Source organism: Niveispirillum cyanobacteriorum (assembly GCF_002868735.1).
Classification (GTDB): domain Bacteria; phylum Pseudomonadota; class Alphaproteobacteria; order Azospirillales; family Azospirillaceae; genus Niveispirillum; species Niveispirillum cyanobacteriorum.
In genome coordinates this window covers 2,114,265-2,140,141 of sequence record NZ_CP025611.1, presented here as the reverse complement: position 1 = coordinate 2,140,141, position 25,877 = coordinate 2,114,265, and the positions used below count along the sequence as shown (strand labels likewise).

The following is a 25,877-nucleotide window of genomic DNA, read 5'->3' as shown; positions in this document are numbered from 1 at the left end:
GTGGCCGTTTCCGCCACCTTGGGGCCGTGATTGCGGGAAAGGTGGAATGGGCTGGGGTTATGGTGTGGACGCGAAGCTGGCCGATTGGCGGCGCGAAGGGTTGATCAGCGATGATCAGGCTGCGCGCATCGCCGTGTTCGAGGCCAGCCGGGGTAACCCGAAGCTGGCGCTGGCTCTGGCTCTGGCGGTGCTAGGGGCGTTTACCATCGGTGTCGGCATCATCGCCATCATCGCCGCCAACTGGGACGCCATCCCCATCGGCCCGCGCCTGGGCCTGCATATCCTGATCAATCTGGTCTTGGGGGGCCTGGTCTGGCATTGGGCCGAGCGTGAGGGGCCGGGGACGCGGGTCGAAGGCGGGGTGCTGCTGCTATCCCTGTCCACCCTGGCCCTGATCGCGCATATCGGACAGAGTTTTCAGTTGCAGGGCAGCGCCAGCGGCCTGATGGGGGGATGGCTGCTGCTATCCACCCCCTTTACACTGGCCCTGGCACGCGGTGGGCTCAACCGCTGGGTCTGGGTCCTGGGCCTTTTCACCTGGGCCGGTGCCCTGCTGTCCGACCATTGGGATTGGCTGCATGACAGACGCCTGTCAGCCAGCATTCTGGTCCTGTTTCTGGCGCTGCTTTATCTGGCGCGGCTGTCGCCCCGGCCGGTGCCAGCGGTCTGGGCGCGCCATCTGGGGCAGGTGGCGGTGGCGGCGCTTATCGGCGGGCTGACCATCCTGCTATTGGTGCTGCGTCCCCTGATCGACGGGGTGCCGGAGCCTGATGTGATGTGGGATGCCGGCATTGGCGGGGCCGTGGGCATGGTGGCCATCGCCGCTGCCCATGCCCTGTCGCCGGGTGACCGGACGGGCGTGCGGCTGGCCTTTGGCGGGCTGCTCGCCCTGGCCCCGCCCTTGTCGGTCTTGCCCTTTCTGCTGGATGGCACCCTGGCCGCCATCGTGACGGGAGTGCTGTTCTGCCTCTACTGGATCGCGCTGGCCCGGCTGGCCTTGCTGACGGAACGACCGGGTTGGTTCCGCCTGGCCGTTGCATTAATCGCGGTACGGGTCTTTGTCGCCTATCTGGATGCCACGGGTGGATTGCTGGCCACCGGCTTCGGGTTGGTTCTGGCCGGGGCTGTGCTCCTGGGGTTGGCCTTTGCCGCGCGGCGGGTCATGGCGTGGGGTGACGCACGGCAGCCGGGGGAGGGGGCGTGATGCGCAAGGAGATGCTGCTGCGCGTGGCCCTGTTGCTTCTGCCGACCCTGGTTCTGGCAGGCTGGGCTTTATCGCTGCCGCTGCTGCGCGCGGCGGAGCCGATGATGCGGGTCCGGCTGGCCGGGTTTGATCCGCGCGACCTGCTGCGCGGTCATTATCTGCTGGCGCGGCTGGATATTGCCGGGCTGCAGCCGGGGCGCTCAGGCGCGGGGGATTGCGTCTGCCTGACACCGGGTGGTGCCGATGGCCGGCCCGGCTTCATCCCCCTACCGGCCTGCACCCCGGACGTTCTGTCATCCTGCGCCTATCCGCTGGCCGATCCGGGACGGGAACTGCGGCTTTACCAGTCGCAGGAACGGGCTGTCCGGCTGGAGGCGCTGTTGCGTGATGCCAAGGTGCGGGTCGATGTCGCGGTGCGATTCGACGGCAAGGGCGGTATCGCGTTGGAAGATGTCCAGGTTGACGGCAAATCCCTGCCTGAAACCGAATAGTCCGGGAGGACAGCCGTTATGGTGCGTGAAGGCCGCTTGATCCGGGTGGAGGTCGCCCTGACCCATCTGGACGCGTTCATGGAGTATTTCGGCCATAACCTGCGCCATAGCCGGCAGGAGCCGGGCTGTATCCTGTTCCGTGCCGCCCGCTCCCCTTCCGAGGAGAAGGAGGGTGGCCCCGCCATCTTCCATGTCTGGGAGGAATTCGTCGATGAAGCGGCGGTGCGCAGCCATCACGCCTCGGCGCATTTTCAGCACTGGAGCAAATGGCGGGAAGCGCAGGGCGACGCCGTGGTCAGGGTTGGTCTGGTGACACAGCCGTGGCCGAAGGATTGAGACTGCTTGCGTCCTCCCCCGCCCAGCCGCAGGCGGCCAGCGCTGCCCGCATATGGGGCGGGACGGGGGCCGTGATGGTGACGGGCGGCTTGGTGGCCTGAATGGGCACCGTGATGGCGCGGGAATGCAGGTGCAGCATGTCCCCCACCTTGCCCGCCCCGCCAGGCGGCAGATAGATCGGGTCGCCCAGCAGCGGGTGCCCCAGATGCTGCATATGTACCCGGATCTGATGGGTACGGCCCGTCTTGGGGTTCAGTTCCATGAAACTGACAGGGCCGATGCCCGGCAACTCTCCACGCCCGCGCACCCGCCAGATCGTGACGGAGGCTTGCCCGTTCTCCTTGTCGATGACCATGCGCCAGCCGCGCCGTGCATCGCTGACCTTGGTCAGGCCGGCATCGATCTTGCCGCTATTGTCGGCTATATGGCCCAGGGCAATGGCCCAGTAGGTCTTGGCGACCTTGCCTTCCTGAAACAGGATGCCCAGCCGGCGCAGCGCCTTGGGGTGCCGGCCTAAGATCAGGCAGCCTGAGGTATCGCGGTCCAGCCGGTGGGCCAGCGATGGTGGCTTTGGAAAGCCAAAGCGCAGCACATCGAAATGCCGCTCCAGATTATCGCCCTTGCCCTTGGCCGTGTCCGGTCCCGCATGCACAGCGATGCCTGCCGGCTTGTCCAGCACCAGCATAAGGCCGTCACGGTAAAGAAGGCGGGAAAGCAAATCGGCTTCGTTCATGGCATCGGCAATCGTATCTTCATATGAAAAGGGCCGCACCGTTGCCGGTGCGGCCCTTTCATTCTACCGGAACCAAGCGTCCGCTCAGTGGACTTCCGACCACAGGCGACGCTTCGCGGCGTACATGATGCCGGCGAAGAACACCAGGAACAGCATGACCATCAGGCCGACGCGGCGGCGCTCTTCCAGCTTTGGCTCAGCAGCCCAGGCCAGGAAGGTCGTCACGTCATGGGCCTGCTGCTCAATCGTCGCCTTGGTGCCGTCCGTGAACGTCACGCCATCGGCATAGAGCGGCTGTGCCATGGCGATGGCGTGGCCGGGGAAGTACTTGTTGTAGTTGCTGCCCGGCGACAGTTCGACGCCTGCAGGAGCGTCTGTGTAGCCGGTCAGCAGCGCGTAGATGTAGTCCTCGTGATGGGCACGCGCCTTCACGATCAGCGACAGGTCCGGGGGAGCCTTACCGCCATTGGCGGCCGCCGCGGCCTGCTTGTTCGGGAACGGGTTCTTGAAACGGTCCGACGGCAGGCCCGGACGGGTGAACATCTCACCCTGATCGTTGGGGCCGTCGTTGATTTCCTGCGCTGCGGCAATGGCCTTCACTTCAGCTTCGGTGAAACCGACGTCGTGCAGGTTGCGGTACGACAGCAGGTGCATCGAATGGCAGGCAGAGCAGACTTCCTTGTAGATCTGGAAGCCGCGCTGCACGGAAGCGTAATCATAGCCCTTGAAGAAGGACAGGAAGCTGTTCACCCCGCCATGGGCCCAGGTCTGGGCCGGGGGCAGGGGCGCGTCGCCGGCGGCCAGGGCCGTGCTGGTCAGGCCAGCAATGGTCATGGCGCCTGCGGCGATAAGGGTACGAAGACGACGCATCAGGCCTTCTCCCATCACTTGGCGGTGGCGGCGTTGCCGCCGAGAACCGGGTTGGCGATGCTGGCCGGCAGCGGCAGCGGCTTCTCGATCCGGCCGATGATCGGCAGGAGCAGGAAGAAGGCGAAGTACATAACCGTGCCCAACTGGCCGATTAGCACGTAGGGCTGCTCAGCGGGCTTGCCGCCAGCATAACCCAGCATGATGAAGGCCGGCACAAGGCACAGCAGCACCCACCAGCGGAAGATCGGACGGAAACGGGCCGAACGAACCGGCGAGCTGTCCAGCCAGGGCAGGACGAACAGGATCGCGATGGAGCCGAACATGGCCAGCACGCCGCCCAGCTTCGCCGGGATCAGCACGACGTCGGTAAACGGCAGACCGATGGAGAAGGTGATGGAGCGCAGGATCGCGTAGAACGGCAGGAAGTACCATTCCGGAACAATATGTGCCGGGGTCACCAGCGGATCGGCCGGAATGTAGTTATCCGGATGGCCCAGCAGGTTCGGCGCGAAGAACACGAAGGAGGCGAAGAAGATCAGGAAGACCGTCAGGCCGAAAATGTCCTTCGTGGTGTAGTAGGGGTGGAACGGCAGCGTATCCTGCGGACCCTTGGGCTCCACACCCAGCGGGTTGTTCGACCCGGTGATGTGCAGGGCGGCGACGTGCAGGACCACGACGGCCAGCAGCACGAACGGCAGCAGGTAATGCAGCGCGAAGAAGCGGTTCAGGGTCGGGTTATCGACCGAGAAACCACCCCAGAGCAGGGTCACAATGCTCTCACCCACCACCGGGATGGCCGAGAACAAGTTTGTGATCACGGTGGCGCCCCAGAACGACATCTGACCCCAGGGCAGCACGTAGCCCATAAAGGCCGTGCCCATCATCAGCAGCAGGATGACGACGCCGAAGATCCAGATCAGTTCGCGCGGCGCCTTGTAGGAACCGTAATAGATACCGCGGAAGATGTGGATATAGACGACGATAAAGAACATCGACGCGCCGTTGGCGTGGATGTACCGGATCATCCAGCCCCAATTCACGTCGCGCATGATGCGTTCGACGCTGTCGAAAGCATACAACGTGTTGTTGGTGTAGTGCATCGCCAGGAAGATGCCAGAGACGATCATCGTCACCAGCACGAACATGGCGAGCGCGCCGAAGTTCCAGAAATAATTGAAGTTACGCGGAGTCGGGAAGGACCCGTACTCCTTGTTCATCATCGTGAAGATCGGCAGGCGCTGGTCGATCCAGTTCACCACCGGGTTCTCGAAATTGGACTGTGGGGCGTGAGCCATCTGGCACTCCCTGACTGGATCTGTCTTTTAGCCGATCTTGACGCGGGTGTCGGTCAGGAACGCGTATTCCGGCACGTGCAGGTTCAAGGGCGCGGGGCCCTTACGGATACGGCCGGACGTGTCGTAGTGCGACCCGTGGCAGGGGCAGAACCACCCGCCAAAATCACCCTTCGATTCGCCCGAGGAGGTGCCCAGCGGAATGCAACCCAAATGGGTGCAGACGCCGACCAGCACCAGCCAGTTGTCCTTGCCTTCCTTGACACGGGCCTGATCCGGCTGCGGATCGATCAGCTCGGCCGTAGGAACGGCGCGGGCGGCATCAATCTCTTCCTGGGTGCGGTTACGGATGAAAACCGGCTTGCCGCGCCACATGGCCTTGATGGCCTGACCCGGCTGGATCGGGGCCAGATCGACCTCAATGGTCGCCAGGGCCAACGTGTCGGCGGCCGGGTTCAGGCTGTGGATGAAGGGCCACAAAGCAGCAGCGGCACCAACACCGCCCATGGCGGCGCCAGCCAGATAGATGAAGTCGCGGCGGGTCTGGCCGTCGCCCGCATGCATGGTGTCCGCCATACCTCTCATCTCCTCGGCGAATGGACGCGGCCCCCGTCGGGCCGACGCCTTTTACTGAAACAACGATATGGACCCGGGAACCCGGGCTGAATTGGGCTTGTCCGAAGGTCTTTCCACCCCCATCTACTGCGGCACAACGCGCATCGGGGGATGCGGCGTGGCAGGGAAGAGGCGACAGGCGGGAAAGGCCAGCACGAACGGAGCGGCCAGAGGCACCCCTGGTCGCGGATGTTCGATATACATGGCCCGCCAACGGTTGGGAAGCGCATGCTTCTGGACAATCTGTCGCGCTGTCCGGCGTCCGGGGCATCGATCCCCTCGCGCCTGCGCATGGCGGCGCGCTTGCATCCGTCCCGGTTTGGGAATATCCCTGATTTCACAGCGTGACTGCCGTGCATTCTGGCGGCAGAATGTGTTGATTTACCGGTAAACAATCTATCTGGCCCCAAAGGCCAATGGGATGCCGAAGGGATATCGCCCTTGTCCACCGCGCAATCGCCTGTGCAATCACTCGCCGGCCGCCGCGTCCTGCTGATCGTTGCGGGGGGGATTGCCGCGTTCAAGACACCTGACCTTGTGCGCCGTCTGCGTGAACGCGGGGCGTCTGTGCGCGTGGTGCTGACCGATGGCGGGGCGCAGTTCGTGACGCCGTTGACCCTGCAGGCGGTTTCGGAGGACACAGTCTATCAGGATCTCTGGTCCCTGACCGACGAATCGGCCATGGGTCATATCCAGCTCTCGCGGTCGGCGGATGTGGTGCTGGTGGCCCCGGCCACTGCCAATATCCTGGCCCGCATGGCCCATGGTTTGGCTGATGACCTGGCGACTACGGTGCTGCTGGCCACCGACAAGCCGGTGCTGGTGGCGCCGGCCATGAATGTGCGGATGTATGAGCATCCGGCCACCCAGGCCAATCTGGCCCTGCTGGCCGCGCGTGGTGTCGGCATCATCGGCCCGGATGACGGGGCCATGGCCTGCGGTGAATATGGGCCGGGCCGCATGGTGGAACCGCTATCCATTGCCGACCATCTGGCCGGCTGGTTCGCCGCACAGGCAGCGCCGAAGCCGCTGGTCGGCCGCCATGCCCTAGTCACCAGCGGGCCCACCCATGAACCCATCGATCCCGTGCGCTACATCGCCAACCGGTCCAGCGGGAAGCAGGGCCACGCGGTTGCGGCGGCGCTGGCCGCGCTGGGCGCGCGCGTGACGCTGGTCAGTGGCCCTGTGCGCCTGCCTGACCCGGCGGGGGTGAATGTGGTGGCGGTGGAGACGGCGTCGGAGATGCTGACCGCCTGCCGTGCCGCACTTCCCGCTGACATCTTTGTCGCCGCCGCCGCCGTCGCCGACTGGCGGGTGGAGGCGGCGGGCCAGAAGCTGAAGAAGCGGGATGGCGGCGGACCGCCGGCCCTGACCCTGACCGAGAATCCCGACATCCTGGCCACCCTGTCGACCACCGGACCATACCGCCCGGAACTGGTGGTTGGTTTCGCTGCCGAAACGAATGATGTCGTGGCCTATGCCCGCGCCAAGCGGCTGCGCAAGGGCTGCGACTGGATCGTGGCAAACGATGTCTCACCCGCCACCGGCACCTTCGGCGGCGACCGCAATTCCGTGCATGTCATCCGCGCCGACGGCACAGAGGAAGCCTGGGAAAACCTGGCCAAGACCGAGGTGGCAAGCCGTCTGGCGGCCGCCATCAGCAATCATTTCGTAAACGGAAAGAAATAAGAATGTCGGATATCAGCATTTCCATCCGCCGCCTGCCGCATGGCGCCGATCTGGCCCTGCCGGCGTATGCTACGGCCCTGTCCGCCGGCATGGACCTGCTGGCCGCCGTTGCGGAGCCGGTGACCCTGGAATCGGGTCAGCGCAAGCTGATCCCGACGGGCATCGCCATCGCCCTGCCGGCAGGGTTTGAGGCGCAGATCCGGCCGCGTTCCGGTCTGGCCCTTAAGAACGGTATCAGCCTGGTTAACAGCCCCGGCACCATTGATGCCGATTACCGGGGGGAGATCGGCGTGATCGTCATTAATCATGGCGACCAGCCCTTTACCGTGGAGCGCGGCACCCGCATCGCACAGATGGTGATCGCCCGGCATGAACGGGCCGTCTGGACGGAAGTAGACAATCTTGACGAAACCGCGCGCGGGGCCGGCGGTTTTGGATCAACCGGCACCAAGGGCTGAGGGGAACGGGGATGCTGCGCATATCCAAGAAACTGATGTTCGCCATCGAGACGGTGCTGGACATCGCCTATAATGCCGGTTCCGCGCCGGTGCAGTCGGCGGAGATTACGCAGCGCCAGGGCATCCCCAAACGCTACCTTGAGCAGGTGTTACAGGCCCTGGTACGGGCCGGTGTCCTGGCGGGTGTGCGCGGGCCTAAGGGCGGCTATCGTCTGGCCAAGGAACGCCGCCGTATCACGGTGGCCGAGATTGTGCGCGTCGTCCGCGCCCTGGAACAGGCCACCGATCCGATTGAGGAAGAGGTGGGCGCGGAACTGGGCCGGCAGGTGGTGCGCCCCCTCTGGGCCGAGCTTCAGGACGAGGTGATGGCGCGCCTGGAACAGACCAGCATCGAAGACCTGTGCGTGCGCGCCCATCAGGCCGGGGTGGCCAGCGAGGCCGCTTCCAAACTCGATTTCAGCATTTAGTAGTCGCTCATGCGCTGGGCGGCGGCATCCGCCGCCTTGGCTTACGCGACCATTGGGCCGCGGGCGCTCAACGCGCCAACCCACCCGCGATAAGACATCGCGAGCGGGCATCAGCACTTTGACAGCGACTGCGCCTGCCTATATACACAACATTGACCCGGTATTTCTGATAAATACCACAATGGAGATGTGAAATGTCTGCCAGCCCTGAATTCCGTGGCAAGATCTATGACAGCATTCTGGACACGATCGGCGCCACGCCGCTGGTCCGGCTGAACCGGCTGGCGGCCAAGCATGGCGTCGTGGCCGATGTCGTTGCCAAGTTGGAATTCTTCAACCCGCTGTCCAGCGTGAAGGACCGTATCGGCAAGGCCTTGATCGAGGCGGCGGAGGCCGAGGGCAAGATTTCGCCCGACCGTACCGTCCTGATCGAACCGACCTCGGGCAATACCGGCATCGCGCTGGCTTTCGTCGCCGCCGCCAAGGGCTACCGCCTGATCCTGACCATGCCGGAGAGCATGTCGATTGAGCGGCGCAAGATGCTGAAGCTGCTGGGCGCTGAGCTGGTCCTCACCCCCGCGCCGCAGGGTATGAAGGGCGCTATCGCCAAGGCCGAGGAACTGCTGGCCAGCACGCCCGGCGCCTACGTCCTGCAACAGTTCAAGAACCCGGCCAACCCGGCCATCCACCGCGCCACCACGGCGGAGGAGATTTGGAACGACACGGCGGGCAAGGCCGATATCCTGATTTCCGGTGTTGGAACCGGCGGCACCCTGACGGGCGTGGCCCAGGTGCTGAAGGAGCGCAAGCCCGGCTTCAAGGTCGTGGCGGTGGAGCCGGAGGACAGCCCCGTCCTCTCCGGCGGTCTGCCCGGCCCGCATAAGATTCAGGGGATTGGGGCTGGCTTCGTGCCCGACATCCTGGACAAGGACCTGATCGACGAGGTGCTGCGCATCTCCAACGTTCGCGCGTTTGAGCTGTCGCGTGACGCTGCCAAGACCGAAGGCATCGCCGTCGGCATTTCGTCCGGTGCGGCCTTGGCTGCGGCATTCGAGGTGGGGGCGCGGGCCGAGAACAAGGGCAAGCTGATCGTCGTCGTCCTGCCCAGCTTCGCCGAGCGCTACCTGTCCACGGCCCTGTTCGAGGGGCTGGAGTAAGCTTTTCCAGATAGAATCGCTGTCGCCCCGGCTAAACGGTCGGGGCGATGTCGTTTCTGGACCATCGGTTTCATGACCCCTGACACGTTCCGCGCCTTGGCGCTTGCCAACCCCCTCAACGCCACCATCCTGGAAAGGTTGCCCGCCCTGGGGTTGGAACAGGCCTATCTGGTGGCGGGGTGCCTATATCAGGCCGTGTGGAATGCCCACGACGGGCGCGCCCCCGGTTGGGGCGTGAAGGATTACGACCTGTTCTATTACGACCCGGACACCAGCTGGGAGGCCGAAGATACGGCCATCCTGCGGGCAGCCAGCCTGTTTGCCGATCTGGGCGTGGAGGTGGAGCTGCGCAATCAGGCGCGCGTCCATCTCTGGTATCCGCAGCGATTCGGGAAGGTGATCCCCGCCCTAGAGAGCAGCCGCGACGGCATCGCGGGCTTCCTGGTCCGCTGCACCTGTGTCGGTCTGTCGGCGGCGGGTGAGGTGGTGGCACCCTATGGGTTGGACGAGTTGGCGGCCGGTATCCTGTCCCCCAATCCGCGCACCGACAATCCGACCCAGTACCGGATCAAGGTCGACAGCTACCGTGCCCGCTGGCCCTGGCTGGTTGAACGAGGGTGATGGAACAAACGCCTCCTTCGGTTGTTACCCACGCATCGCCGGCTGAATGCCGGTTTCGATGTGAGAGGACATCATGAAGAAGCGTACCCTGACCCTGGCGATCCCCCTGCTGCTTTCCGCCTTCGCCCTGTCGGCCTGCAACACGGTTGAAGGTGTGGGCAAGGACGTGAAGTCGGGCGGCAAGGCCATTGAGAATACGGCCCAGGATGCCAAGAATTAATTTGGTGCGTCTTGCTCCGGCGGGGACTTTGGCGGCATGGTTGATCCATGAACACGCCCCCCGCCGACCCCGCCCGCCTGTCCCCGCCGCCGCCCACCAACGGCCCGCGCGTACGCATGGTGCCACCGGGGGAGGATCGGGAACGGCTGGTCTGTCCAGATTGTTCCTATATCGCCTATGAGAACCCAAAGATCGTTGTCGGCGCCGTGGTGACCGACGATGCCGGCCGTTTCCTGCTCTGCCGCCGCGCCATCCAGCCGCGCAAAGGGTTCTGGACCCTGCCCGCCGGCTATATGGAACTGAACGAGACGACGGAGCACGGCGCGGCGCGGGAGGCGATGGAGGAGGCGGGCGCCTGTATCGCAATCGACGCCCTGCTCGCCGTTTACAACATCCCCCGCATTTCCCAGGTTCAGATGATCTACCGCGCCCGACTTTCCGATCCCGCCATCGCGGCGGGACCGGAAAGCCTGGAGGTCGGCATGTTCGCTTGGAAGGACATTCCCTGGGACGAACTGGCCTTTCCAAGTGTCGTCTGGGCCCTGCATGAATGGCGGGAGAAGGCGGGCCAGTCAGGCTTCGCGCCCGGTACCAATCCGCCACCACCGGTGGAGGGCTTGTAACCGCCGCCCTGTCCGGGCACAGTCGCAGCAGAAGCGACCAACAGCCGGACAGAGACAGAATGCGCCGTTCCCAGACCGCCGCCCAGGGCACCATCCACCGCCTGACGCTGGAAAGCCAGGTGCTGCGCGGCAATCTGATGGGCGACAATCCGTCGCGCGCGGTTCATGTCTATGTGCCGGCGGGTCATGATGGGCGCGACCTGCCACTGCTGGTCGATATTGTCGGCTATACGGCGGGCGGTCCCGCCCACACCAACTGGAAGAATTTCGGGGAAAATCTGCCTGAACGGCTGGACCGGCTGATCGACAGCGGGGCCATGGCCCCGGCGGTCGTGGCCTTCCCCGACTGTTTCACCCGCCTGGGTGGCAACCAATATATCAATTCTGCCGCCCTGGGCCGCTGGATGGATTTCCTGTGTGACGAGATGGTGCCCTTTGTCGAAGGTCGGTTCGGCTGTGGCGGGACCGGTCGACGGGCCATCTTCGGGAAAAGCAGCGGTGGCTATGGCTCCATGGCGCACGCCTTTCTGCGGCCCGATATCTGGGCCGCCTCCGCCTGCCATTCCGGGGATATGGGGTTTGAGCTGTGCTACCTGCCCGATATGCCGGGTGTGCTGCGCTCCCTGTCCCGCCATGGCGGCTCCATTGAGCGGTTCATGAACGCGTTCGAGACGGCGCGCAAGGTGGATGGCAAGGATACCCACGTCCTGATGATCCTGTGCATGGCCGCCACCTATGATCCCGACCCGTCACAGTTCCTGGGTATCCGCCTGCCTGTCACACCGGATACTTGCGAAGTGATTGAGGAGCGTTGGGCCAACTGGCTGGCCTGGGACCCCGTGCGCATGGTGGAACAACACGCCGAGTCTCTGCGCGGTCTGAAGGGTCTGTTCATCGATTGCGGCGACCGCGACCAGTATAATCTGGTCCACGGCGCCCGCCGCCTGCATCGCCGTCTGGAAGCGTTGGGCATCAAACACCGGTATGAGGAATTCCCCGACGACCATTCGTCGGTCGATTACCGGATGGATGAAAGCCTGCCCTTCCTGGTCCGCGCATTGAACGGGTGAGGCGCGCATGGCCGACCAGGACATCACCGCCCTTGATCCCGCCGATGCCGCCGAAATGGCCAAGGGCCGGCTGCGTCTGGATAAATGGCTCTGGTACGCGCGTTTTTTGAAGACCCGCAGCCAGGCGGCCAAACTGGCGACGTCGGGCAGCCTGCGTATCGGCGGTACGCCCGTGTCCAAGGCCAGCCAGGTGGTGAAGGTGGGTGACGTCCTGACCTTTCCCTTGGGCGCCTATGTCCGGGTGATCAAGGTCAAGGCCCTGGCCGCGCGTCGGGGGCCGGCACCGGAGGCACAGGCCCTGTATGAAGACCTGGACCCGCCGACGCCAGAGGCGCGGCTGCCGCGGGGGTAGTCAGGTCGGCGTGGTCGACCACCCGGTTGCGGCCCTGCCGTTTGGCCTCGTACAGCGCGCCGTCGGCGGCCTGATAAAGCTGTTCCCAGCCCATGCCGTCGGACGGGGCGACCGCGATGCCAAGGCTGGCGGTGACGGTGATGGCATAATCCTGATGCAGGGCCGTCTGCGCCTCAATACGCAGGCGCAGACGTTCGGCGACGGCGCGGGCCTGATCTTTCACACCCGGTAGGAACAGCAGGAATTCTTCTCCCCCCATGCGGGCCGACAGGTCCTGTGCGCGTAACGCCTGACGCAGGGTGCTAGCGGTGGCAGCAAGGGTTGCATCACCGGCGGCATGGCCGTAACGGTCATTCACCTGCTTGAAATGGTCCAAGTCTAGCACGATCAGCGCGTCGCCGGCCTGGATGATGGGGGGCATCCTTGCCTCCAGCCAGCGGCGGTTGCCGATATCGGTCAGGCTGTCGATCTCTGCCGCTTGCCGCAGGCTGCGTTCGGCCCGGTCCGTGGCAAAGCCGCAGACCAGGACGGCGATGCCGAAATTCCCCAATATCTGAAGCGCGAAACCATGGGCGATCCAGTCGACATAGTCCGGCCTTGCCAGGATCGCCCATGACCCCACGCCGAACACCAGTGCGCACGCCGCCAGCACGACGGCCAGCGGCAGACGGGATGGCAGCGGGTCATGCCGCCGGTCACGCCAGACCGGCCAGGCGGCAACCGCCAGGAACAGGCCGGCCTGCAGATGGAACAGGCAGGACCGGATACGGTCATCGGTGTGAAAGCCTGTGACCAGGGCTGCCAAGACGAACAGGGCCGGCGGCACCAGGATCAGCCATCCCTGCCGGGCCCGCCGCTGCCGGCTCAGCGAATGGATACCCAGATAGATCAGGCCATAGCCCAGGGTGCCGAAAATCAGGCTGGTCAGGGTCCAGAACTCAAGCGCCATCTGGCCCGCCGCCCCCCAGCCTGCCAGGGTGGAGCCGACGATCAGCAGTCCAAAACCAATGATCAGGGTGCGCAGGCCCGATTGTCGATGTGATTGCCTGCGCATGTGCATAAAAGCCAGTGCGCCCGCGATCAGCGAAGATTTGTACAGCACCAGAATGGTGACAATATCCAGCGGGAACATCAGGCTTTCCGTCTGGCGGAGAAAATTCTCGCCGCCCGTCTCATAACATGACGACCCCTGTATGTCTTCCCGATAGGTTAATCCTTAAGGATGGAGCGCGCACTCTCTGTGCCTGTCAGACTGGTACAAATCCTACCAATCATGCGCCCCCTTGAACGCTGCGTTGCATGCAGGCGCCCGGCGAATGGGCGGCACCCGCTTGCCGTGGTCGGGGCGTGCCGCTATGCTCCGCCACCACGTAACAATGTGACCGTAAAGCCACCCCCGTCTTTGCGGTTCGATCCTTGACCCCCAGGTGAGTGACCATGGCCCGCACCCTCTATGACAAGATCTTCGACAGCCACACCGTCCACCGTCAGGAAGACGGCACCGCCGTGCTGTATATCGATCTGCATCTGGTGCATGAGGTGACGAGCCCGCAGGCCTTTGAAGGTCTGCGCATCGCGGGGCGCCAGTTGCGTCAGCCCAAGAAGACCCTGGCCGTGGCCGACCATAATGTGCCGACCAGCAAGGACCGTCTGGCCGGTATCAAGAACGAGGAAAGCCGCATCCAGGTGGAGCAACTGGCCATCAACGCCAAGGAATTCGGCGTTGAATATTTCGACATGAGCGATATCCGCCAGGGTATCGTGCACGTGGTGGGGCCGGAACAGGGTGTGACCCAGCCGGGCATGACCATCGTCTGCGGTGACAGCCATACCGCCACGCATGGCGCCTTTGGCGCGCTGGCTTTCGGCATTGGCACCTCGGACGTGGAACATGTGCTGGCCACGCAGACCCTGCTGATCAAGAAGTCGAAGAACATGCTGGTGAAGGTCGATGGCGACCTGCCCCCGGGTGTCACCGCGAAGGACCTGACGCTGGCCGTGATCGGCAAGCTGGGCACCGCTGGCGGCACCGGCTATGTCATCGAATATGCGGGCAAGGCCTTCCGCGACCTGTCCATGGAAGGCCGCATGACGGTCTGCAACATGGCCATCGAGGCCGGTGCCCGCGCCGGTCTGATCGCCCCTGATGAGAAGACGTTCGACTATCTGCGCGGCCGCAATCGCGCGCCGCAGGGTGCCGATTTCGACCGCGCGGTCGAATATTGGAAGTCGCTGCCCAGCGATGAGGGTGCAGTCTATGACAAGGTCGTGGAACTGAACGCCGCCGACATCGTACCACTGGTCACCTGGGGCACCAGCCCAGAGGACGTGGCCCCGATCACCGCCAACGTGCCCAGCCCCGCTGATTTCAAGGACCCGCACAAGGCCAAGGCCGTCGAACGTTCGCTGGCCTATATGGGCCTGACGCCGGGCACGCCGCTGTCGCAGGTGCCCGTTCAGAAGGTGTTCATCGGTTCCTGCACCAACAGCCGGATCGAGGATCTGCGCGCCGCCGCCGACGTGGCCAAGGGCCGCAAGGTGGCCGATGGCGTCTATGCCATGGTCGTCCCCGGTTCCGGTCTGGTGAAGAAGCAGGCTGAGGAAGAAGGCCTGCACACAATCTTCACTGAGGCCGGTTTTGACTGGCGTGAGCCTGGTTGTTCCATGTGCCTGGCCATGAATGACGACAAGCTGAAGCCCGGCGAACGCTGCGCCAGCACGTCGAACCGCAATTTCGAAAGCCGCCAGGGCCCCGGTGGCCGCACCCATCTGGTCAGCCCTGCCATGGCCGCCGCCGCCGCCATCAAGGGTCACCTGACCGACGTGCGCACCCTGGGCTGAGCCTGGGCAAGGTTGCAGTGAAAAGGGGCGTCCCCGGTGGGGCGCCCCTTCTTGTTTATTGCGGTTTACGCTGTGCCAGATACCGGATCAGCGCCAGGGCGTCGGGCGGCGGCCCTCGTTCGATGCGGCGGTAATCGCGGCAATCGGGGGTGCGGCTGACCAGCCCCTGTTCCACCAATTCACGGCGCAGCAGGGCGAAGTCGCGGAAACTGTGCATCTCATTCAGTTTCCGGCTGATCTGCTGTTCCGTCATGCTGTCGCGTGGCGGCAGGCGCGACCAGATCACCCACAGGCAGGTGGCCTGCTCGTTGAACTTGTTGGGCCAGCGTATCAACTGTCCGGCATCATCGAAATGCCGCATCAGCCGGCGCACGCGGGCGTGATCAACCGCCACCGTCGGGGCGGCGGGTGCCGGGTTTTCCAACTGGTCAAGCGCTGCTGCCTGCGCCCGGTAATGCTGGAAATTGCGATAGCCGGCGCCGCGCGCCAGCATGTTCAGAAGCTGCACATGGCCGGCCCGGCCCTCATGCGCTTCCAGTTGTGATTTCAGTGATTTGGCCAAGGCGCCGATATCGGCGACCTGAAAGGGCAATTCCTGCTTCGACATGGGTCAACATCCCGTTTCACGGCACGCCTTGATCCTTATTGGAACCGTCGGTGGTCGCCATCTTGCCGACGCGGCACGCCTTGTGGGTGTGACGGTCGATAATCAGTGAGAAGGCAGGTTTAGCGGCCCGTGAAGGGCTGGCGACGCCTGGGTGAACTGCCGACCAAGCACAGCATTAACATGGAACGGGTGTGCAGGGCCATCCATTAAGGGACGAGGACACAAGCCGCCGCCCGCTGCACAGCCTTGGTCAGGCGGGACAGGGTGGCGCTGGGCATGCGGCTGCGCTGCCAGAACAGGGGCACGTTCAGCCCGTGGTCCGGCAGTACTTCCACCAGCCGGCCCGTCGCCAGATGTGCTGCCGCCAGCGGAAGCGGGTTCATGCCCCAGCCGACCCCTGCCAGGGCCGCATCGATGAAGGCCTGCGACGAGGGCAGCCAGTGGGTGGGCACCGCCTCCTCCATCCCCACCCGGCGCAGCCATTGTGCCTGCAACCGGTCCTTGGCGTTAAAGGTCAGGCACGGCGCCTGGGTCAGCGCCTCTGCCGTCACCCCATCGGGGAAATGACGCCGCATGAACGAAGGGCTGGCCGTAGCGACATAGGGCAGGGCACCCAAGGTGACGCTGTCACAGCCAGGGACGGCCCCGCCGCCCGCCGTCACGGCGGCCAGCACCTCTCCCCGGCGCAGCCAGTCGGCGCTGTGATCCTGATCATCCAGGACCAGATCGAACAGGCAGTCGGGCATATCCGCCATGGCCGCCACAAACCAGGTGGCCAGACTGTCGGCATTGACCGCGATGCGCAGAACCGGGCGGGGCCCCTCCTGCGCCAGACCGGGAAGGGAGGCCGGCAGCTCGCTTTCCAGCAATGCGACCTGTTCGGCGTGCTGGCACAGCCGGGCCCCTGCCGGGGTGGCTGTACAGGGGCTGCCGCGTACCACCAGCACCGCCCCCATCCGTTCCTCCAGCAGCTTTACCCGCTGCGACACAGCGGACGGGGTGACGTGCAACTGCTGTGCGGCACGTTCAAAACTGCCTGCCCGCACCACTGCGGCCAGGGCGGAAAGCAGGGCATAGTCCAGCATGGAATCAGCAACGCTTAATCAGAGTAAGAAACATTAACTACGCTTAATTATCGTCGGATGATAGGTCCGTTCCCGTCACACCACGGGAGTTCCCCCATGTTCAACGCCATCCTGTCTGGCTATCTGCTGGGGCTCAGCCTGATCATCGCCATCGGGGCGCAGAATGCCTTTGTCCTGCGTCAGGGATTGCGGGGGCAGCATGTACTGCCCGTCGTGCTGACCTGTGCGCTGTCGGATGCGGTGCTGATCGCCGCCGGGGTGGCGGGCCTGGGCTGGCTGGTGGAACGCTGGCCGGGGCTGCTTCCCGTCCTGCGCTATGCGGGGGCGGCCTTTCTGTTTGCCTATGCGTTACGGGCGCTGTGGTCGGCATTAACGGCGAAGGCGGGACTGAACCCGGCTGCGGGGAAGGGGGTGGGGCGGGCGGCCACGCTCGCCACCTGTCTGGCCCTGACCTGGCTTAACCCGCATGTCTATCTGGATACGGTCGTCCTGATCGGATCGGTGGCCAGCCGCTTTGGGGAAATGAAGGCTTGGTTCGGCCTGGGGGCCGTGGTGGCGTCGTTCAGTTTCTTTATCGCCCTCGGCTTCGGTGCGCGCCTGCTGCGGCCATTATTTGCCAGGCCAGCGGCATGGCGGGTGCTGGACGGGGTGATTGCCCTGGTGATGGGGGGATTGGCAGTCAAGTTGTTGGCGTGAAACATTTCGCCCTTCGTTTGCGGCGCCAATTCCGGTAAAGGGGAAGTCCGGTCCCTCAACCATACCGCAGGCCCATGCAGCAACCGGCACGGCAGATCCTGACGCTTTTCTCGTTGGCGCTCACCCTGCTGCTGGCCCTGCCGGCCATGTCGGCGGAGCCCCGACTGATCGGGATTTTCCGCGACTGGAATGCCTTCATGCTGGAGGAACCGTCGGGCCCCGTCTGCTGGATGGTGTCGCGGCCCAAGAAGATGGAAGGCGATTTCACCAAGCGTGGTGATGTCTTTCTGATGATCACCCACCGGCCCGCCGAGCGGACCTATGATGTAGTGAATTTCATCGCGGGATATCCGTTCGCCGAACATGCCGAGGTACAGGTGCAGGTCGGCAAGCAGAGCTTCAAACTGTTCAGCAAGGATGAGCAGGCCTGGGCGCGCGAGGCCGATACGGACCACGCTATCGCCCAGGCGCTGCGCCAGGGATCGACCCTGGTGGTGCGCGGCACCAGCCTGCGCGGCAGCCGCACCACCGACACGTTCAGTCTGGCGGGCAGCGGCGGCGCCTATCAGGCCATCGGCGATGCCTGTGCCGAACGGGCGGCGGCGCCCCCACAGGTGGAACCGCCGCCGCAGTAATGGGACCTTACCCCAGCCCCTTCTCCACAAACGCCGCCATGCGGCGGGCAAAGGACAGCGGGTCGGGCAGGGTCTCACCCTCCAGGATACGCGCCTGATCCAGCAGCAGCCAGGCCGCATCCTCCAGCGAGCTTGCCGCCCCGTCCTGCGTGGCCTTCTCCGCCAGACGGCGGATCAGCGGGTGGCCGGGGTTGATCTCCAGCACCCGCTTGGACGCGGCATCGGCCCCCAACTGCCCATGCTGCTTCAGCAGTCGCTGCAGGTGGATATCCATGTCGCCATCATCGGCCACCAGACAGACGGCACTGTCGGTCAGGCGCTCCGACCGGCGGACATCCTTGACCTCCTCGCCCAGCGTCAACTTCAAAAGGGCGGTCAGGGCGGACAGGTCGCCATCCGACGCCTTGTCCTTCTTTTCGTCCTCTGGCTTCTCCTCGCCCTTGATCTTAGACAGGTCGGCCCCGCCGCGTGTCACGGACTTGAACGGCTTGCCATCGGTCTCGCGCACCGACCCAACCCAGAATTCATCCACCGGATCGGTCAGCAGCAGCACCTCCACGCCCTTGGCACGGAAGCCTTCCACCTGCGGGCTCTTCTCCACGGCCGATTTCTCATCGCCCGTGATGTAATAGATGGCGTCCTGGCCTTCCTTCATACGGGAGATGTAGGTGGCCAAGCTGACCAGCTCGCCCTTGCTTTCCGTCGTGCGGAAGCGCAGCAGCTTCAGCAGGTCGTCGCGGTGGGCGTAATCCTCATACAGTCCTTCCTTCAGCACGGCCCCGAACGCGTCCCAGAAGCGGGCATAGTCAGCGGCCTGTTCCGGGTCGGCGGCTTTCTTGTTCAGGTCGCCCAGCACGCGCTTCACGATCCCGGCCTTCAGCTTGGTCAGCACCGGGTTGTTCTGCAACATCTCGCGGCTGACATTCAGCGGCAGGTCTTCGCTGTCCACCACTCCCTTCAGGAAGCGCAGGTACGGCGGGACCAGCCCTTCCGCCTCGTCCGTGATGAACACGCGGCGGACATACAGCTTCACATGATGGGCGCGGCGCGGATCGAACAGGTCAAAGGGCCGCTGCTGTGGCACGAACAGCAGGCCCGTATATTCAATCACGCCCTCGGCACGCCAATGCAGGGTCAACCACGGCTCATCAAAGGCGTGGCCGACATGGTGATAGAATTCCTTGTACTGCTCTTCCGTAATCTCTGACTTGGAGCGCGTCCACAGCGCATTCGCCGCATTCACGCTGTCGGTCGTCTCAGCACCCAATAGGATGGGTACGGCAATATGGTCGGAATAGGTCTTGATGACGTGGCGCAGGCGATGCTCCTCCAGGAACTCCGTCTCCGCCTCGCGGATATGCATGACGATGCGGGTGCCGCGCGCAGGGGCGGCCTCATCCTCGGCGACAGTAAAGCTTCCCTGGCCGTCGCTGACCCAGCGCCAACCGGTGGCCTCACCCGCCTTGCGGCTGAACACCTCGACCTTTTCCGCCACCATGAAGGCGGAATAGAAGCCGACGCCGAACTGGCCGATCAGGCTGACATCTTTCTTGCTGTCGCCCGACAGGTTCTTGACGAATGCCGACGTGCCCGACCGGGCGATGGTGCCCAGATTGTCGACAAGGTCCTGGCGGTTCATGCCGATGCCATTGTCGATCAGGGTCAGCGTCTTGGCATCCTTATCGGCGACGATGCGGATTTTGAAGTCGCGGTCATCCCCCAGCAGCGACCCATCGGTCAGCGCCGCATAGCGCAGCCGGTCGCACGCGTCCGACGCGTTGGAGATCAGTTCCCGCAGGAAGACTTCCTTCTCCGAGTAGAGGCTATGCGCCACGATATCCAGCAGGCGGCTGACCTCGGCCTGGAAACTGAGCCGTTCCTCGCTCATCTCTCTCACCTTGCTCTGCGATTTACATCCAATGAGGGTGGCCATAAAGCCGTTGCTGGATATGGGGCAGGCAGCGGCGGAGCGCAAGCGGGGTTTCAGGCCAGCAGATCATGCACACTGGCCGCCAGCGCGCGCGCAGCAGCGGATGTCGCAGGATTGGGCGTGCGCGCCAGCATGACGATCTGTGACGCGGGCAGTGTCGGCAATCCTGCGGATGCCGGGACCATGGCCAGATCGCCGCCGATACTATCGCCCAGCGGGGCCACACCGAGGCCGGCACGCACCGCCGCCGCCAGCGCCAGACAACTTCCGCCGGTGAACGTCTCCCGCCATGGAATGCCAGCCTGATCAAGGACCCGGATTGCCACCGCTCGGACGGAACAGGGAGAGGGCAGAAGCACCAGCGGCAGGGGGCCATCGGACCACGACCAACCAGACGGGACGCGCCATTGCAACGCATCGCTGCCCAGCACCTCACCCCCTTCCGTTCCATGCTCCCGCCGGATAATGGCCAGATCAATCTGGCCGCTCTCAAACCGATCCCGGATATCCGCCGACTGGCCCAGATTAACCGCCATAGTCGCATGCGGCGGCAATGCCATCCGCAGTCGCTTCAGCACCAGATCGAGATGTGTACCCAGAGCATGGTCGCTGATCCCGATTGTGATGTGTGAGGGCACAATATCGACAGCGGCAATCGCCGCCTCGTGCGCCGCCAGCAAGTTTCGCGCATGATCAAGAAAGGCTGTTCCCGCCTCGGTCAGGCGGACAAGGCGGGGACTGCGATCCAGAAGCCGTCTGCCAAGGGTCGCCTCCAACGATTTGATGCGCTGGCTGACAACGGGCTGTACCGTGCCTGCCGCCTCTGCGGCGCGGGTGAGGTTGCCATATTCCGCGACAAGGGCGAACAGGCGGACGGATTCCAGGTCAAGCATCATATGAAATCACTATGTTAATGATCAAGTATCATAGCGTTCACGAATGAATTCCAAAAGGGCAGAAATGGGCATCCAACCCCAACAGGAGATGTGTGATGCCGATGATCATTGTCCGCTATGTAACGCCCGACCCACGCCCCGAACTGCGCGCTCAGATTGCTGGATTGGCTGCCCGGCTTGGGGCAGAAAAGCTGGGCAAGGATCCCGGCGTGACGGCGGTGCTGGTGGAGCCGGCGGACCCCGGTGGCTGGTTCATCGCCGGCAATCGGCCGACCGATGAAGGGCTGTCGGCCTTCTGGCTGGATATCAAGGTGACGGCGGGCACCAACACCAAGGCGGAAACGACGGCGTTTGTGAAGGCAGCTTATCAGGGAATGGCGGACCTTCTGGGGCCGCTTCACGAAGAATGCTACGTCTATGTCCACGAAGCCAATGGCGATGCCTATGGATATGGTGGCCGGACGCAGAATGGCCGCTGGGCGGCAGCATATCCGGGCTGACAGTGCGTTTTGCTGAAGCGGCAGGGCGGGGCGACGATCTCGCCCCGCCCTGCCGCCCTTCTACGGATTATGCAGATAGCTGGATATTGCGTCGGTCAGGCTTTCTGCGCGGGCGACATTGTCCCGGTTGGACAGCATCATGGCAGTGACCAGCGTTTCTGCCATCAGCACCGCCGCCGCCATGCTGCTGGACAGGACGGGATGCGTACTTTCGGCCAGTAGGATGGTGTCCGCCCGTTGCGCCAGTGGCGACACGGGACTGTCAGTAATGGCAACCACATGCGCCTTGCGCGACTTGGCGAAACTCGTCAGGTGCAGTGCCGCTTGGGCATAGCGGGGGAAGGCGATGGCGATCAGGACATCACCCTCGCCCAGATTCATCAATCGGCCCGCTGCGACCTCCGTGCCCCCAAACTCCACGACATTGACCAGATTGGCGCAGAAGGGCTGCAACCCTAGGGTCAGCAGCCCTGCGACATGGGCCGACAGGCCGAAACCCATAACATAGATGGTGCGCGCCGCGTTCAGCCGGGTGACCAGTTCCGATAGCTGCGTCCCCCCTGCCAATTGATCGGCCACCCGTGACAGGTGCGACAGCGTCGCCTCCAGCCCCTCATTGATGGCGGCCTGGGTCGGGTCGGCACGATCGAAACTGCTGCGCAGCTTTTCAACGGGTCGCAGCACCGTCTGCAACGTCTCCGCCATGCCCGCTCGCAGGTCGGGATAGCCAGCATAGCCAACGGCACGTGCAAACCGGCTCAAGGTGGCGTTCGACACGCCGATGGCACCGGCCAGATCCTCGATGCTCCACGCCGTGATCCGGACAGGATTGCGCAGCAGATGCTCCGCAATCGTCCGGTTCGACGCCGTCCCATCCGCCATCACCGCCAGCAGCCGTCGGCCCAGGTCGGTATCGGCAAACGCCACCTCCGTAGAGGGGGCGGATTGGCTTTGCACGTCGCCCTGGCCCGGGGCGTGAAAATCAGCCTGAGAGGATTTTTTCATAGATTGATCTTATGAAAATAACGTGTCATTGTCCATTCCATCGAGCCGATCATTGCGAAACGTGCCGGAAGCCAGTTGCCATGATGCGTCTTATGTCCCTGACGGCGGGGTTCGCCGCAAGTCTGTTGCTTCTGACCGCACCTGCTGATGCGCAGAACGCCCGCATGCGGGTGGGGGTGGAAGGCAATTATCCGCCCTTTTCGGTGATTGGTCCGGACGGGAAACTGTCTGGCTTTGATATCGACATCGCCAACGCGCTGTGCGCGGAAATGAAGGTCGATTGCACCCTGGTGCAGCAGGAATGGGACGGGATGATCCCGGCGCTGAACACCCGTAAGTTCGACATGATCGTCGCCTCCATGACGATCACCGCCGACCGGGCGAAAATCGTCGATTTCTCCGACGTCTATTATGATGTCCCCTCCCGCTGGGTCGCCAAGCAGGGCGCCTTTACGGAGCCTACGCCCGACGCGCTGAAGGGCAAGACGATTATCGTCCTGCGTAACAGCCCGCGCGCCAAACATGCCAAGGAAAAATACCCCAACAGCCGCCTGCTGCTGGTCGCCAAGGAGACGGATGTCTACCTGGAACTGCGCGCGGGGCGCGGGGATATCGCACTCGGTTCATCGGTGATCGCGGAGGGTTTGTTCCTGAAGCGGCCGGAGGGCGCGGGGTTTGCCACCGTAGGCGAGCCGCTGCGCCTGAAGGGCGACAGTGATGTCGGCATCGCCGTGCGCAAGGGCGATACGCCCTTGCGCGACCGGATCAACGCCGCCCTGAAAGCCATCAAGGCCGATGGCCGCTATCAGCAGATCGCCCAACGCTACTTCACCTTCGATGTCTCGGGCGGGAACTCTTGAGGAATAGGGCGGCCAACCCGCCCTGATCCGTTCCCGCCTTTTTCCACCACTGCCCCTCCCTCCCATCCCCGGCCCTGCCGGGGGTGAACGCCGGTTGCATGCCCATGCTGATCGAGTATCTGCCCATCCTGCTTGACGGCTTGCTGACGACATTATCGGTGTCGTTGGTGTCGCTCAGCATCGCTTCACTGTTCGGGTTGGCCGGCGCGCTGGCCAAGCTGTCGTCGGAGCGTGGGGCACAGGCTGTTGCCGGTACCTACACCACACTGATCCGCTCCATTCCCGATCTGGTGCTGATGCTGGCCCTGTTCTATGGCGGTCAGGCGCTGGTCAATGATATCGGCCTGCGTCTGGGCTGGGACTATATTGATATCGATCCGTTCCTGGCCGGCAGCCTGACCCTGGGCTTCATCTATGGCGCCTATCTGACGGAAACCTTCCGGGGCGCCTTCCTGGCGATCCCTAAGGGACAGGCCGAAGCCGGGCTGGCTTATGGGATGAGCGGGTTTCAGGTCCTCTGGCACATCACCCTGCCGCAGATGATCCGCCACGCCATCCCCGGTTTTGCCAATAACTGGCTGGTCATGGTCAAGGCCTCGGCCCTGGTGTCGATCATCGGTCTGGATGACATGGTCCACCGCGCCAGCCTAGCGACCGCCGCCACGGCCCAGCCCTTCACCTTCTATGCCGCCGTCGCGGCCATTTATCTGGCGGTGACGACGGTATCGATCTTGGCGCTTGGCCAGGTTGAAAAGCGCTTCTCGCTCGGCGTGCGCAAGGCGGTGCTGTGATGATCGATCTTCAGATTATCCAGGACAATCTGCCGGCCTTCCTGGACGGGGCTCGCGTCACGATCCTGCTGCTGCTGGCCTCTGCGGCCGCCGGTCTGTCGCTGTCGCTGCCGCTGGCGGTGGCGCGGGTGTCGGCCAACCCGTTCCTGTCGCGGCCCGTCTTCCTGTTCACCTATGTGCTGCGCGGCACACCGCTGCTGGTGCAGCTTTTCATGGTCTATTTCGGACTGGCACAGTTCGATCTGGTCCGGGAAAGCAGCCTGTGGCCGCTGCTGCGTGAGCCCTGGTTCTGCGCCTGGATCGCTTTCACGCTGAACACGGCTGCCTACACGACCGAAATGCTGGCTGGTGCCTTGCGCGCCACCCCGGCGGGAGAGGTGGAGGCAGCGCGCAGCCTGGGCATGACGGGCTTTGACATCTACACCCGCATCCTGATCCCCGGCGCCGTCCGCCGCGCCCTGCCGCAATATGGCAATGAGCTGGTGATGCTGATGCACGCCACCTCCATCGCCAGTGCGGTGACCTTGGTGGAGATCACCCGCGTGGCCCGCGACGTCCATGCCAACACCTTGTTGGCGGTGGAAGCGTTCGGCACGGCGGCCCTGTTCTATCTCGCCCTGACCCTGTGCATCACCGGCCTGTTCCGGCTGCTGGAGCGCCGCCTGCTGCGGCATCTGGCGCGCCCGGCCGGCGCCTCTTGAGGAGCGGCACCATCGTGCGATCTGAAACCCTGTCCCTGCCCGGCACGACGCAAGGCACCCACCGTACCGTGACGGTGCAGCGCTTTGGCACCCCCGGCGGACGCCCCCGTGTGCATATCCAGGCCAGCCTGCATGCTGATGAAATCCCCGCCATGCTGGTGGCCGACAAGCTGCGCCGCCACCTGACCCGGCTGGAGGCCGAGGGCAAGCTGGTGGGCGAGGTGGTGCTGGTCCCCATCGCCAACCCGATCGGCCTCTCCCAGGCCGTACTGGGCGACATGCTGGGCCGGTTCGACCTGACCGATGGGCGCAATTTCAACCGCGATTTCCCCTGGCTGGTCCCGGCGGCCACCGCGCGGGTGCAGGGCCGGCTGGGCGATGATGCCGCCAGCAACACCGCCCTGATCCGGGCCGCCCTGGCCGATGCCCTGTCGGAGATGCGCCCGCAATCGCCCGCCCAGCATCTGAAGGTGCTGCTGATGTCGCTGGCGGTAGGGGCCGATTGGGTGCTGGACCTGCATTGCGACCATGAGGCCGTGATGCATCTCTATACTCTTACGCCGCTGGCTGAAGAGGTAGAGCCGCTGTCCCGGCTGCTGGGGTCCCAGGCACTGTTGACCGCCGATGAAAGCGGTGACCACCCGTTTGACGAGGCGGTGAGCCGCCCCTGGGCTGTGCTGCGCCAGCGGTTCCCCCAATACCCGATCCCGTTGGCCTGCCGGTCAGTCACGGTGGAACTGCGTGGTCAGGCCGATGTCGACCATGATCTCGCCGACCGCGATGCAAGGGCACTGGTGGCGTTCCTGATCCATGCCGGGGCTGTGACCGGCGCTGTTCCCGATCTGCCGCCGGCCTTGTGTCAGCCGACCCCGCTGGAAGCGGTGGAGCCGCTGACAGCCCCGGCCGCCGGCGTCCTGGTCTATCGCCGCCCGCTGGGTGCCGCGGTGGAGGCGGGGGAGATCGTGGCGGACATCATTGATCCCGTTACCGGTCAAGCGGTCCCCGTCGCCAGTCAGGGTGGTGGCCTGCTGTTCGCCCGTATCGCCACCCGCATGGCCTTCCCCGGCAACCGTCTGGGCAAGCTGGCCGGCACCCGCCTGCGCCGTTCCGGCAACCTGTTGAGCCCGTGAGT

The 25,877-nt window shown here is 64.3% G+C and carries 30 protein-coding genes; 20 read left to right on the top strand and 10 right to left on the bottom strand.

Annotated elements, in window-relative coordinates:
- Positions 1-46: 46 nt before the first annotated feature.
- Genes C0V82_RS09890 through C0V82_RS09880 form a run of 3 tightly spaced genes read left to right on the top strand, consistent with a single transcriptional unit; the run spans position 47 to position 2,031 of the window.
- Positions 47-1,204 (top strand): DUF2157 domain-containing protein, encoded by a 1,158-nt coding sequence (locus C0V82_RS09890; RefSeq protein ID WP_102112193.1) that lies wholly within the window; start codon positions 47-49, stop codon positions 1,202-1,204.
- Positions 1,204-1,695: a GDYXXLXY domain-containing protein gene (locus C0V82_RS09885; protein WP_102112192.1), complete on the top strand. Its 492-nt coding sequence runs from the start codon at positions 1,204-1,206 to the stop codon at positions 1,693-1,695. Before C0V82_RS09890 ends, C0V82_RS09885 begins: the two co-directional genes overlap by 1 nt.
- 18 nt (positions 1,696-1,713) lie before the next feature.
- Positions 1,714-2,031: a putative quinol monooxygenase gene (locus C0V82_RS09880; protein WP_102112191.1), complete on the top strand. Its 318-nt coding sequence runs from the start codon at positions 1,714-1,716 to the stop codon at positions 2,029-2,031.
- Here the strand turns inward: C0V82_RS09880 and C0V82_RS09875 are convergent.
- The 4 genes from C0V82_RS09875 to petA form a co-directional block, all read right to left on the bottom strand.
- Positions 1,991-2,764, bottom strand: a complete 774-nt coding sequence (locus C0V82_RS09875; protein WP_102113356.1) for an RluA family pseudouridine synthase — start codon at positions 2,762-2,764, stop codon at positions 1,991-1,993. The two genes, C0V82_RS09880 and C0V82_RS09875, sit on opposite strands and share 41 nt — an antisense overlap.
- Positions 2,765-2,848: 84 nt before the next feature.
- Positions 2,849-3,634, bottom strand: coding sequence for a cytochrome c1 (locus C0V82_RS09870; protein ID WP_102113355.1), 786 nt, complete (start codon positions 3,632-3,634; stop codon positions 2,849-2,851).
- A 14-nt stretch (positions 3,635-3,648) separates the two neighbouring features.
- Complete coding sequence (locus C0V82_RS09865; RefSeq protein ID WP_102112190.1) at positions 3,649-4,929, bottom strand: cytochrome b; 1,281 nt, start codon at positions 4,927-4,929, stop codon at positions 3,649-3,651.
- Positions 4,930-4,956: 27 nt separating this feature from the next.
- The gene (gene petA, locus C0V82_RS09860) at positions 4,957-5,502 is read right to left on the bottom strand and encodes a ubiquinol-cytochrome c reductase iron-sulfur subunit (RefSeq protein ID WP_102112189.1); all 546 of its coding nucleotides are present in this window, start codon (positions 5,500-5,502) and stop codon (positions 4,957-4,959) included.
- Positions 5,503-5,982: 480 nt separating this feature from the next.
- Between petA and coaBC the strand changes: the two genes are divergently transcribed.
- The 9 genes from coaBC to C0V82_RS09815 all read left to right on the top strand — a co-directional run bounded on the left by coaBC (position 5,983) and on the right by C0V82_RS09815 (position 12,198).
- Complete coding sequence (gene coaBC, locus C0V82_RS09855) at positions 5,983-7,230, top strand: bifunctional phosphopantothenoylcysteine decarboxylase/phosphopantothenate--cysteine ligase CoaBC (protein ID WP_199772393.1); 1,248 nt, start codon at positions 5,983-5,985, stop codon at positions 7,228-7,230.
- Positions 7,231-7,232: 2 nt separating this feature from the next.
- Positions 7,233-7,688 carry a dUTP diphosphatase gene (dut, locus tag C0V82_RS09850; protein WP_102112188.1) on the top strand — a complete coding sequence of 152 codons (456 nt, stop codon included), beginning with the start codon at positions 7,233-7,235 and terminating at the stop codon, positions 7,686-7,688.
- An 11-nt stretch (positions 7,689-7,699) separates the two neighbouring features.
- Positions 7,700-8,155, top strand: a complete 456-nt coding sequence (locus C0V82_RS09845; RefSeq protein WP_054166884.1) for an RrF2 family transcriptional regulator — start codon at positions 7,700-7,702, stop codon at positions 8,153-8,155.
- Positions 8,156-8,349: 194 nt separating this feature from the next.
- Positions 8,350-9,312, top strand: a complete 963-nt coding sequence (gene cysK / locus C0V82_RS09840) for a cysteine synthase A (RefSeq protein WP_102112187.1) — start codon at positions 8,350-8,352, stop codon at positions 9,310-9,312.
- 72 nt (positions 9,313-9,384) lie between these two features.
- Entirely contained in the window at positions 9,385-9,933 is a 549-nt protein-coding gene (locus C0V82_RS09835; protein WP_102112186.1) for a nucleotidyltransferase family protein, read from the top strand.
- 73 nt (positions 9,934-10,006) lie between these two features.
- Complete coding sequence (locus C0V82_RS09830; RefSeq protein WP_102112185.1) at positions 10,007-10,153, top strand: entericidin A/B family lipoprotein; 147 nt, start codon at positions 10,007-10,009, stop codon at positions 10,151-10,153.
- A 47-nt stretch (positions 10,154-10,200) separates the two neighbouring features.
- On the top strand, positions 10,201-10,776 hold the full coding sequence (locus C0V82_RS09825) for an NUDIX hydrolase (protein ID WP_102112184.1): 576 nt from the start codon (positions 10,201-10,203) through the stop codon (positions 10,774-10,776).
- 59 nt (positions 10,777-10,835) lie between these two features.
- Positions 10,836-11,846 carry an alpha/beta hydrolase gene (locus C0V82_RS09820; protein ID WP_102112183.1) on the top strand — a complete coding sequence of 337 codons (1,011 nt, stop codon included), beginning with the start codon at positions 10,836-10,838 and terminating at the stop codon, positions 11,844-11,846.
- 7 nt (positions 11,847-11,853) lie between these two features.
- The gene (locus C0V82_RS09815) at positions 11,854-12,198 is read left to right on the top strand and encodes an RNA-binding S4 domain-containing protein (RefSeq protein ID WP_102112182.1); all 345 of its coding nucleotides are present in this window, start codon (positions 11,854-11,856) and stop codon (positions 12,196-12,198) included.
- Here the strand turns inward: C0V82_RS09815 and C0V82_RS09810 are convergent.
- Positions 12,098-13,330, bottom strand: coding sequence for a GGDEF domain-containing protein (locus C0V82_RS09810; protein ID WP_102112181.1), 1,233 nt, complete (start codon positions 13,328-13,330; stop codon positions 12,098-12,100). The two genes, C0V82_RS09815 and C0V82_RS09810, sit on opposite strands and share 101 nt — an antisense overlap.
- Positions 13,331-13,629: 299 nt before the next feature.
- On the opposite strand from C0V82_RS09810, the gene leuC reads away from it, so the two are divergent.
- Complete coding sequence (gene leuC, locus C0V82_RS09805) at positions 13,630-15,039, top strand: 3-isopropylmalate dehydratase large subunit (RefSeq protein WP_102112180.1); 1,410 nt, start codon at positions 13,630-13,632, stop codon at positions 15,037-15,039.
- Between the two features lie 55 nt (positions 15,040-15,094).
- Here leuC and C0V82_RS09800 read toward each other — a convergent pair whose 3' ends face one another.
- Positions 15,095-15,646, bottom strand: coding sequence for a DUF2087 domain-containing protein (locus tag C0V82_RS09800; RefSeq protein WP_102112179.1), 552 nt, complete (start codon positions 15,644-15,646; stop codon positions 15,095-15,097).
- 206 nt (positions 15,647-15,852) lie between these two features.
- Entirely contained in the window at positions 15,853-16,731 is an 879-nt protein-coding gene (locus C0V82_RS09795) for a LysR family transcriptional regulator ArgP (protein ID WP_102112178.1), read from the bottom strand.
- Positions 16,732-16,827: 96 nt separating this feature from the next.
- On the opposite strand from C0V82_RS09795, the gene C0V82_RS09790 reads away from it, so the two are divergent.
- Both C0V82_RS09790 and C0V82_RS09785 read left to right on the top strand, forming a co-directional pair.
- The gene (locus tag C0V82_RS09790) at positions 16,828-17,427 is read left to right on the top strand and encodes a LysE/ArgO family amino acid transporter (protein ID WP_102112177.1); all 600 of its coding nucleotides are present in this window, start codon (positions 16,828-16,830) and stop codon (positions 17,425-17,427) included.
- A 74-nt stretch (positions 17,428-17,501) separates the two neighbouring features.
- Complete coding sequence (locus tag C0V82_RS09785; RefSeq protein WP_102112176.1) at positions 17,502-18,062, top strand: invasion associated locus B family protein; 561 nt, start codon at positions 17,502-17,504, stop codon at positions 18,060-18,062.
- A gap of 7 nt (positions 18,063-18,069) precedes the next feature.
- Here the strand turns inward: C0V82_RS09785 and htpG are convergent, their stop codons facing one another.
- Positions 18,070-19,950, bottom strand: coding sequence for a molecular chaperone HtpG (gene htpG / locus C0V82_RS09780; RefSeq protein WP_102112175.1), 1,881 nt, complete (start codon positions 19,948-19,950; stop codon positions 18,070-18,072).
- A gap of 95 nt (positions 19,951-20,045) precedes the next feature.
- On the bottom strand, positions 20,046-20,888 hold the full coding sequence (locus tag C0V82_RS09775; RefSeq protein ID WP_199772392.1) for a LysR family transcriptional regulator: 843 nt from the start codon (positions 20,886-20,888) through the stop codon (positions 20,046-20,048).
- A 95-nt stretch (positions 20,889-20,983) separates the two neighbouring features.
- On the opposite strand from C0V82_RS09775, the gene C0V82_RS09770 reads away from it, so the two are divergent.
- Positions 20,984-21,388, top strand: a complete 405-nt coding sequence (locus C0V82_RS09770) for a tautomerase family protein (protein ID WP_102112174.1) — start codon at positions 20,984-20,986, stop codon at positions 21,386-21,388.
- 60 nt (positions 21,389-21,448) lie between these two features.
- On the opposite strand, the gene C0V82_RS09765 is transcribed toward C0V82_RS09770, so the two are convergent.
- Positions 21,449-22,393, bottom strand: coding sequence for a MurR/RpiR family transcriptional regulator (locus C0V82_RS09765; protein ID WP_102112173.1), 945 nt, complete (start codon positions 22,391-22,393; stop codon positions 21,449-21,451).
- A gap of 80 nt (positions 22,394-22,473) precedes the next feature.
- Here C0V82_RS09765 and C0V82_RS09760 point away from each other — a divergent pair, with 80 nt between their 5' ends.
- From C0V82_RS09760 to C0V82_RS09745, 4 genes are all read left to right on the top strand, one after another.
- The gene (locus tag C0V82_RS09760; RefSeq protein WP_158659842.1) at positions 22,474-23,253 is read left to right on the top strand and encodes a transporter substrate-binding domain-containing protein; all 780 of its coding nucleotides are present in this window, start codon (positions 22,474-22,476) and stop codon (positions 23,251-23,253) included.
- 98 nt (positions 23,254-23,351) lie between these two features.
- Positions 23,352-24,044 carry an ABC transporter permease gene (locus tag C0V82_RS09755; RefSeq protein WP_199772391.1) on the top strand — a complete coding sequence of 231 codons (693 nt, stop codon included), beginning with the start codon at positions 23,352-23,354 and terminating at the stop codon, positions 24,042-24,044.
- The gene (locus C0V82_RS09750) at positions 24,044-24,745 is read left to right on the top strand and encodes an ABC transporter permease (protein ID WP_199772390.1); all 702 of its coding nucleotides are present in this window, start codon (positions 24,044-24,046) and stop codon (positions 24,743-24,745) included. The genes C0V82_RS09755 and C0V82_RS09750 overlap by 1 nt, the downstream gene beginning before the upstream one ends.
- 14 nt (positions 24,746-24,759) lie before the next feature.
- On the top strand, positions 24,760-25,875 hold the full coding sequence (locus tag C0V82_RS09745; protein ID WP_102112170.1) for a succinylglutamate desuccinylase/aspartoacylase family protein: 1,116 nt from the start codon (positions 24,760-24,762) through the stop codon (positions 25,873-25,875).
- Positions 25,876-25,877 lie beyond the last annotated feature (2 nt).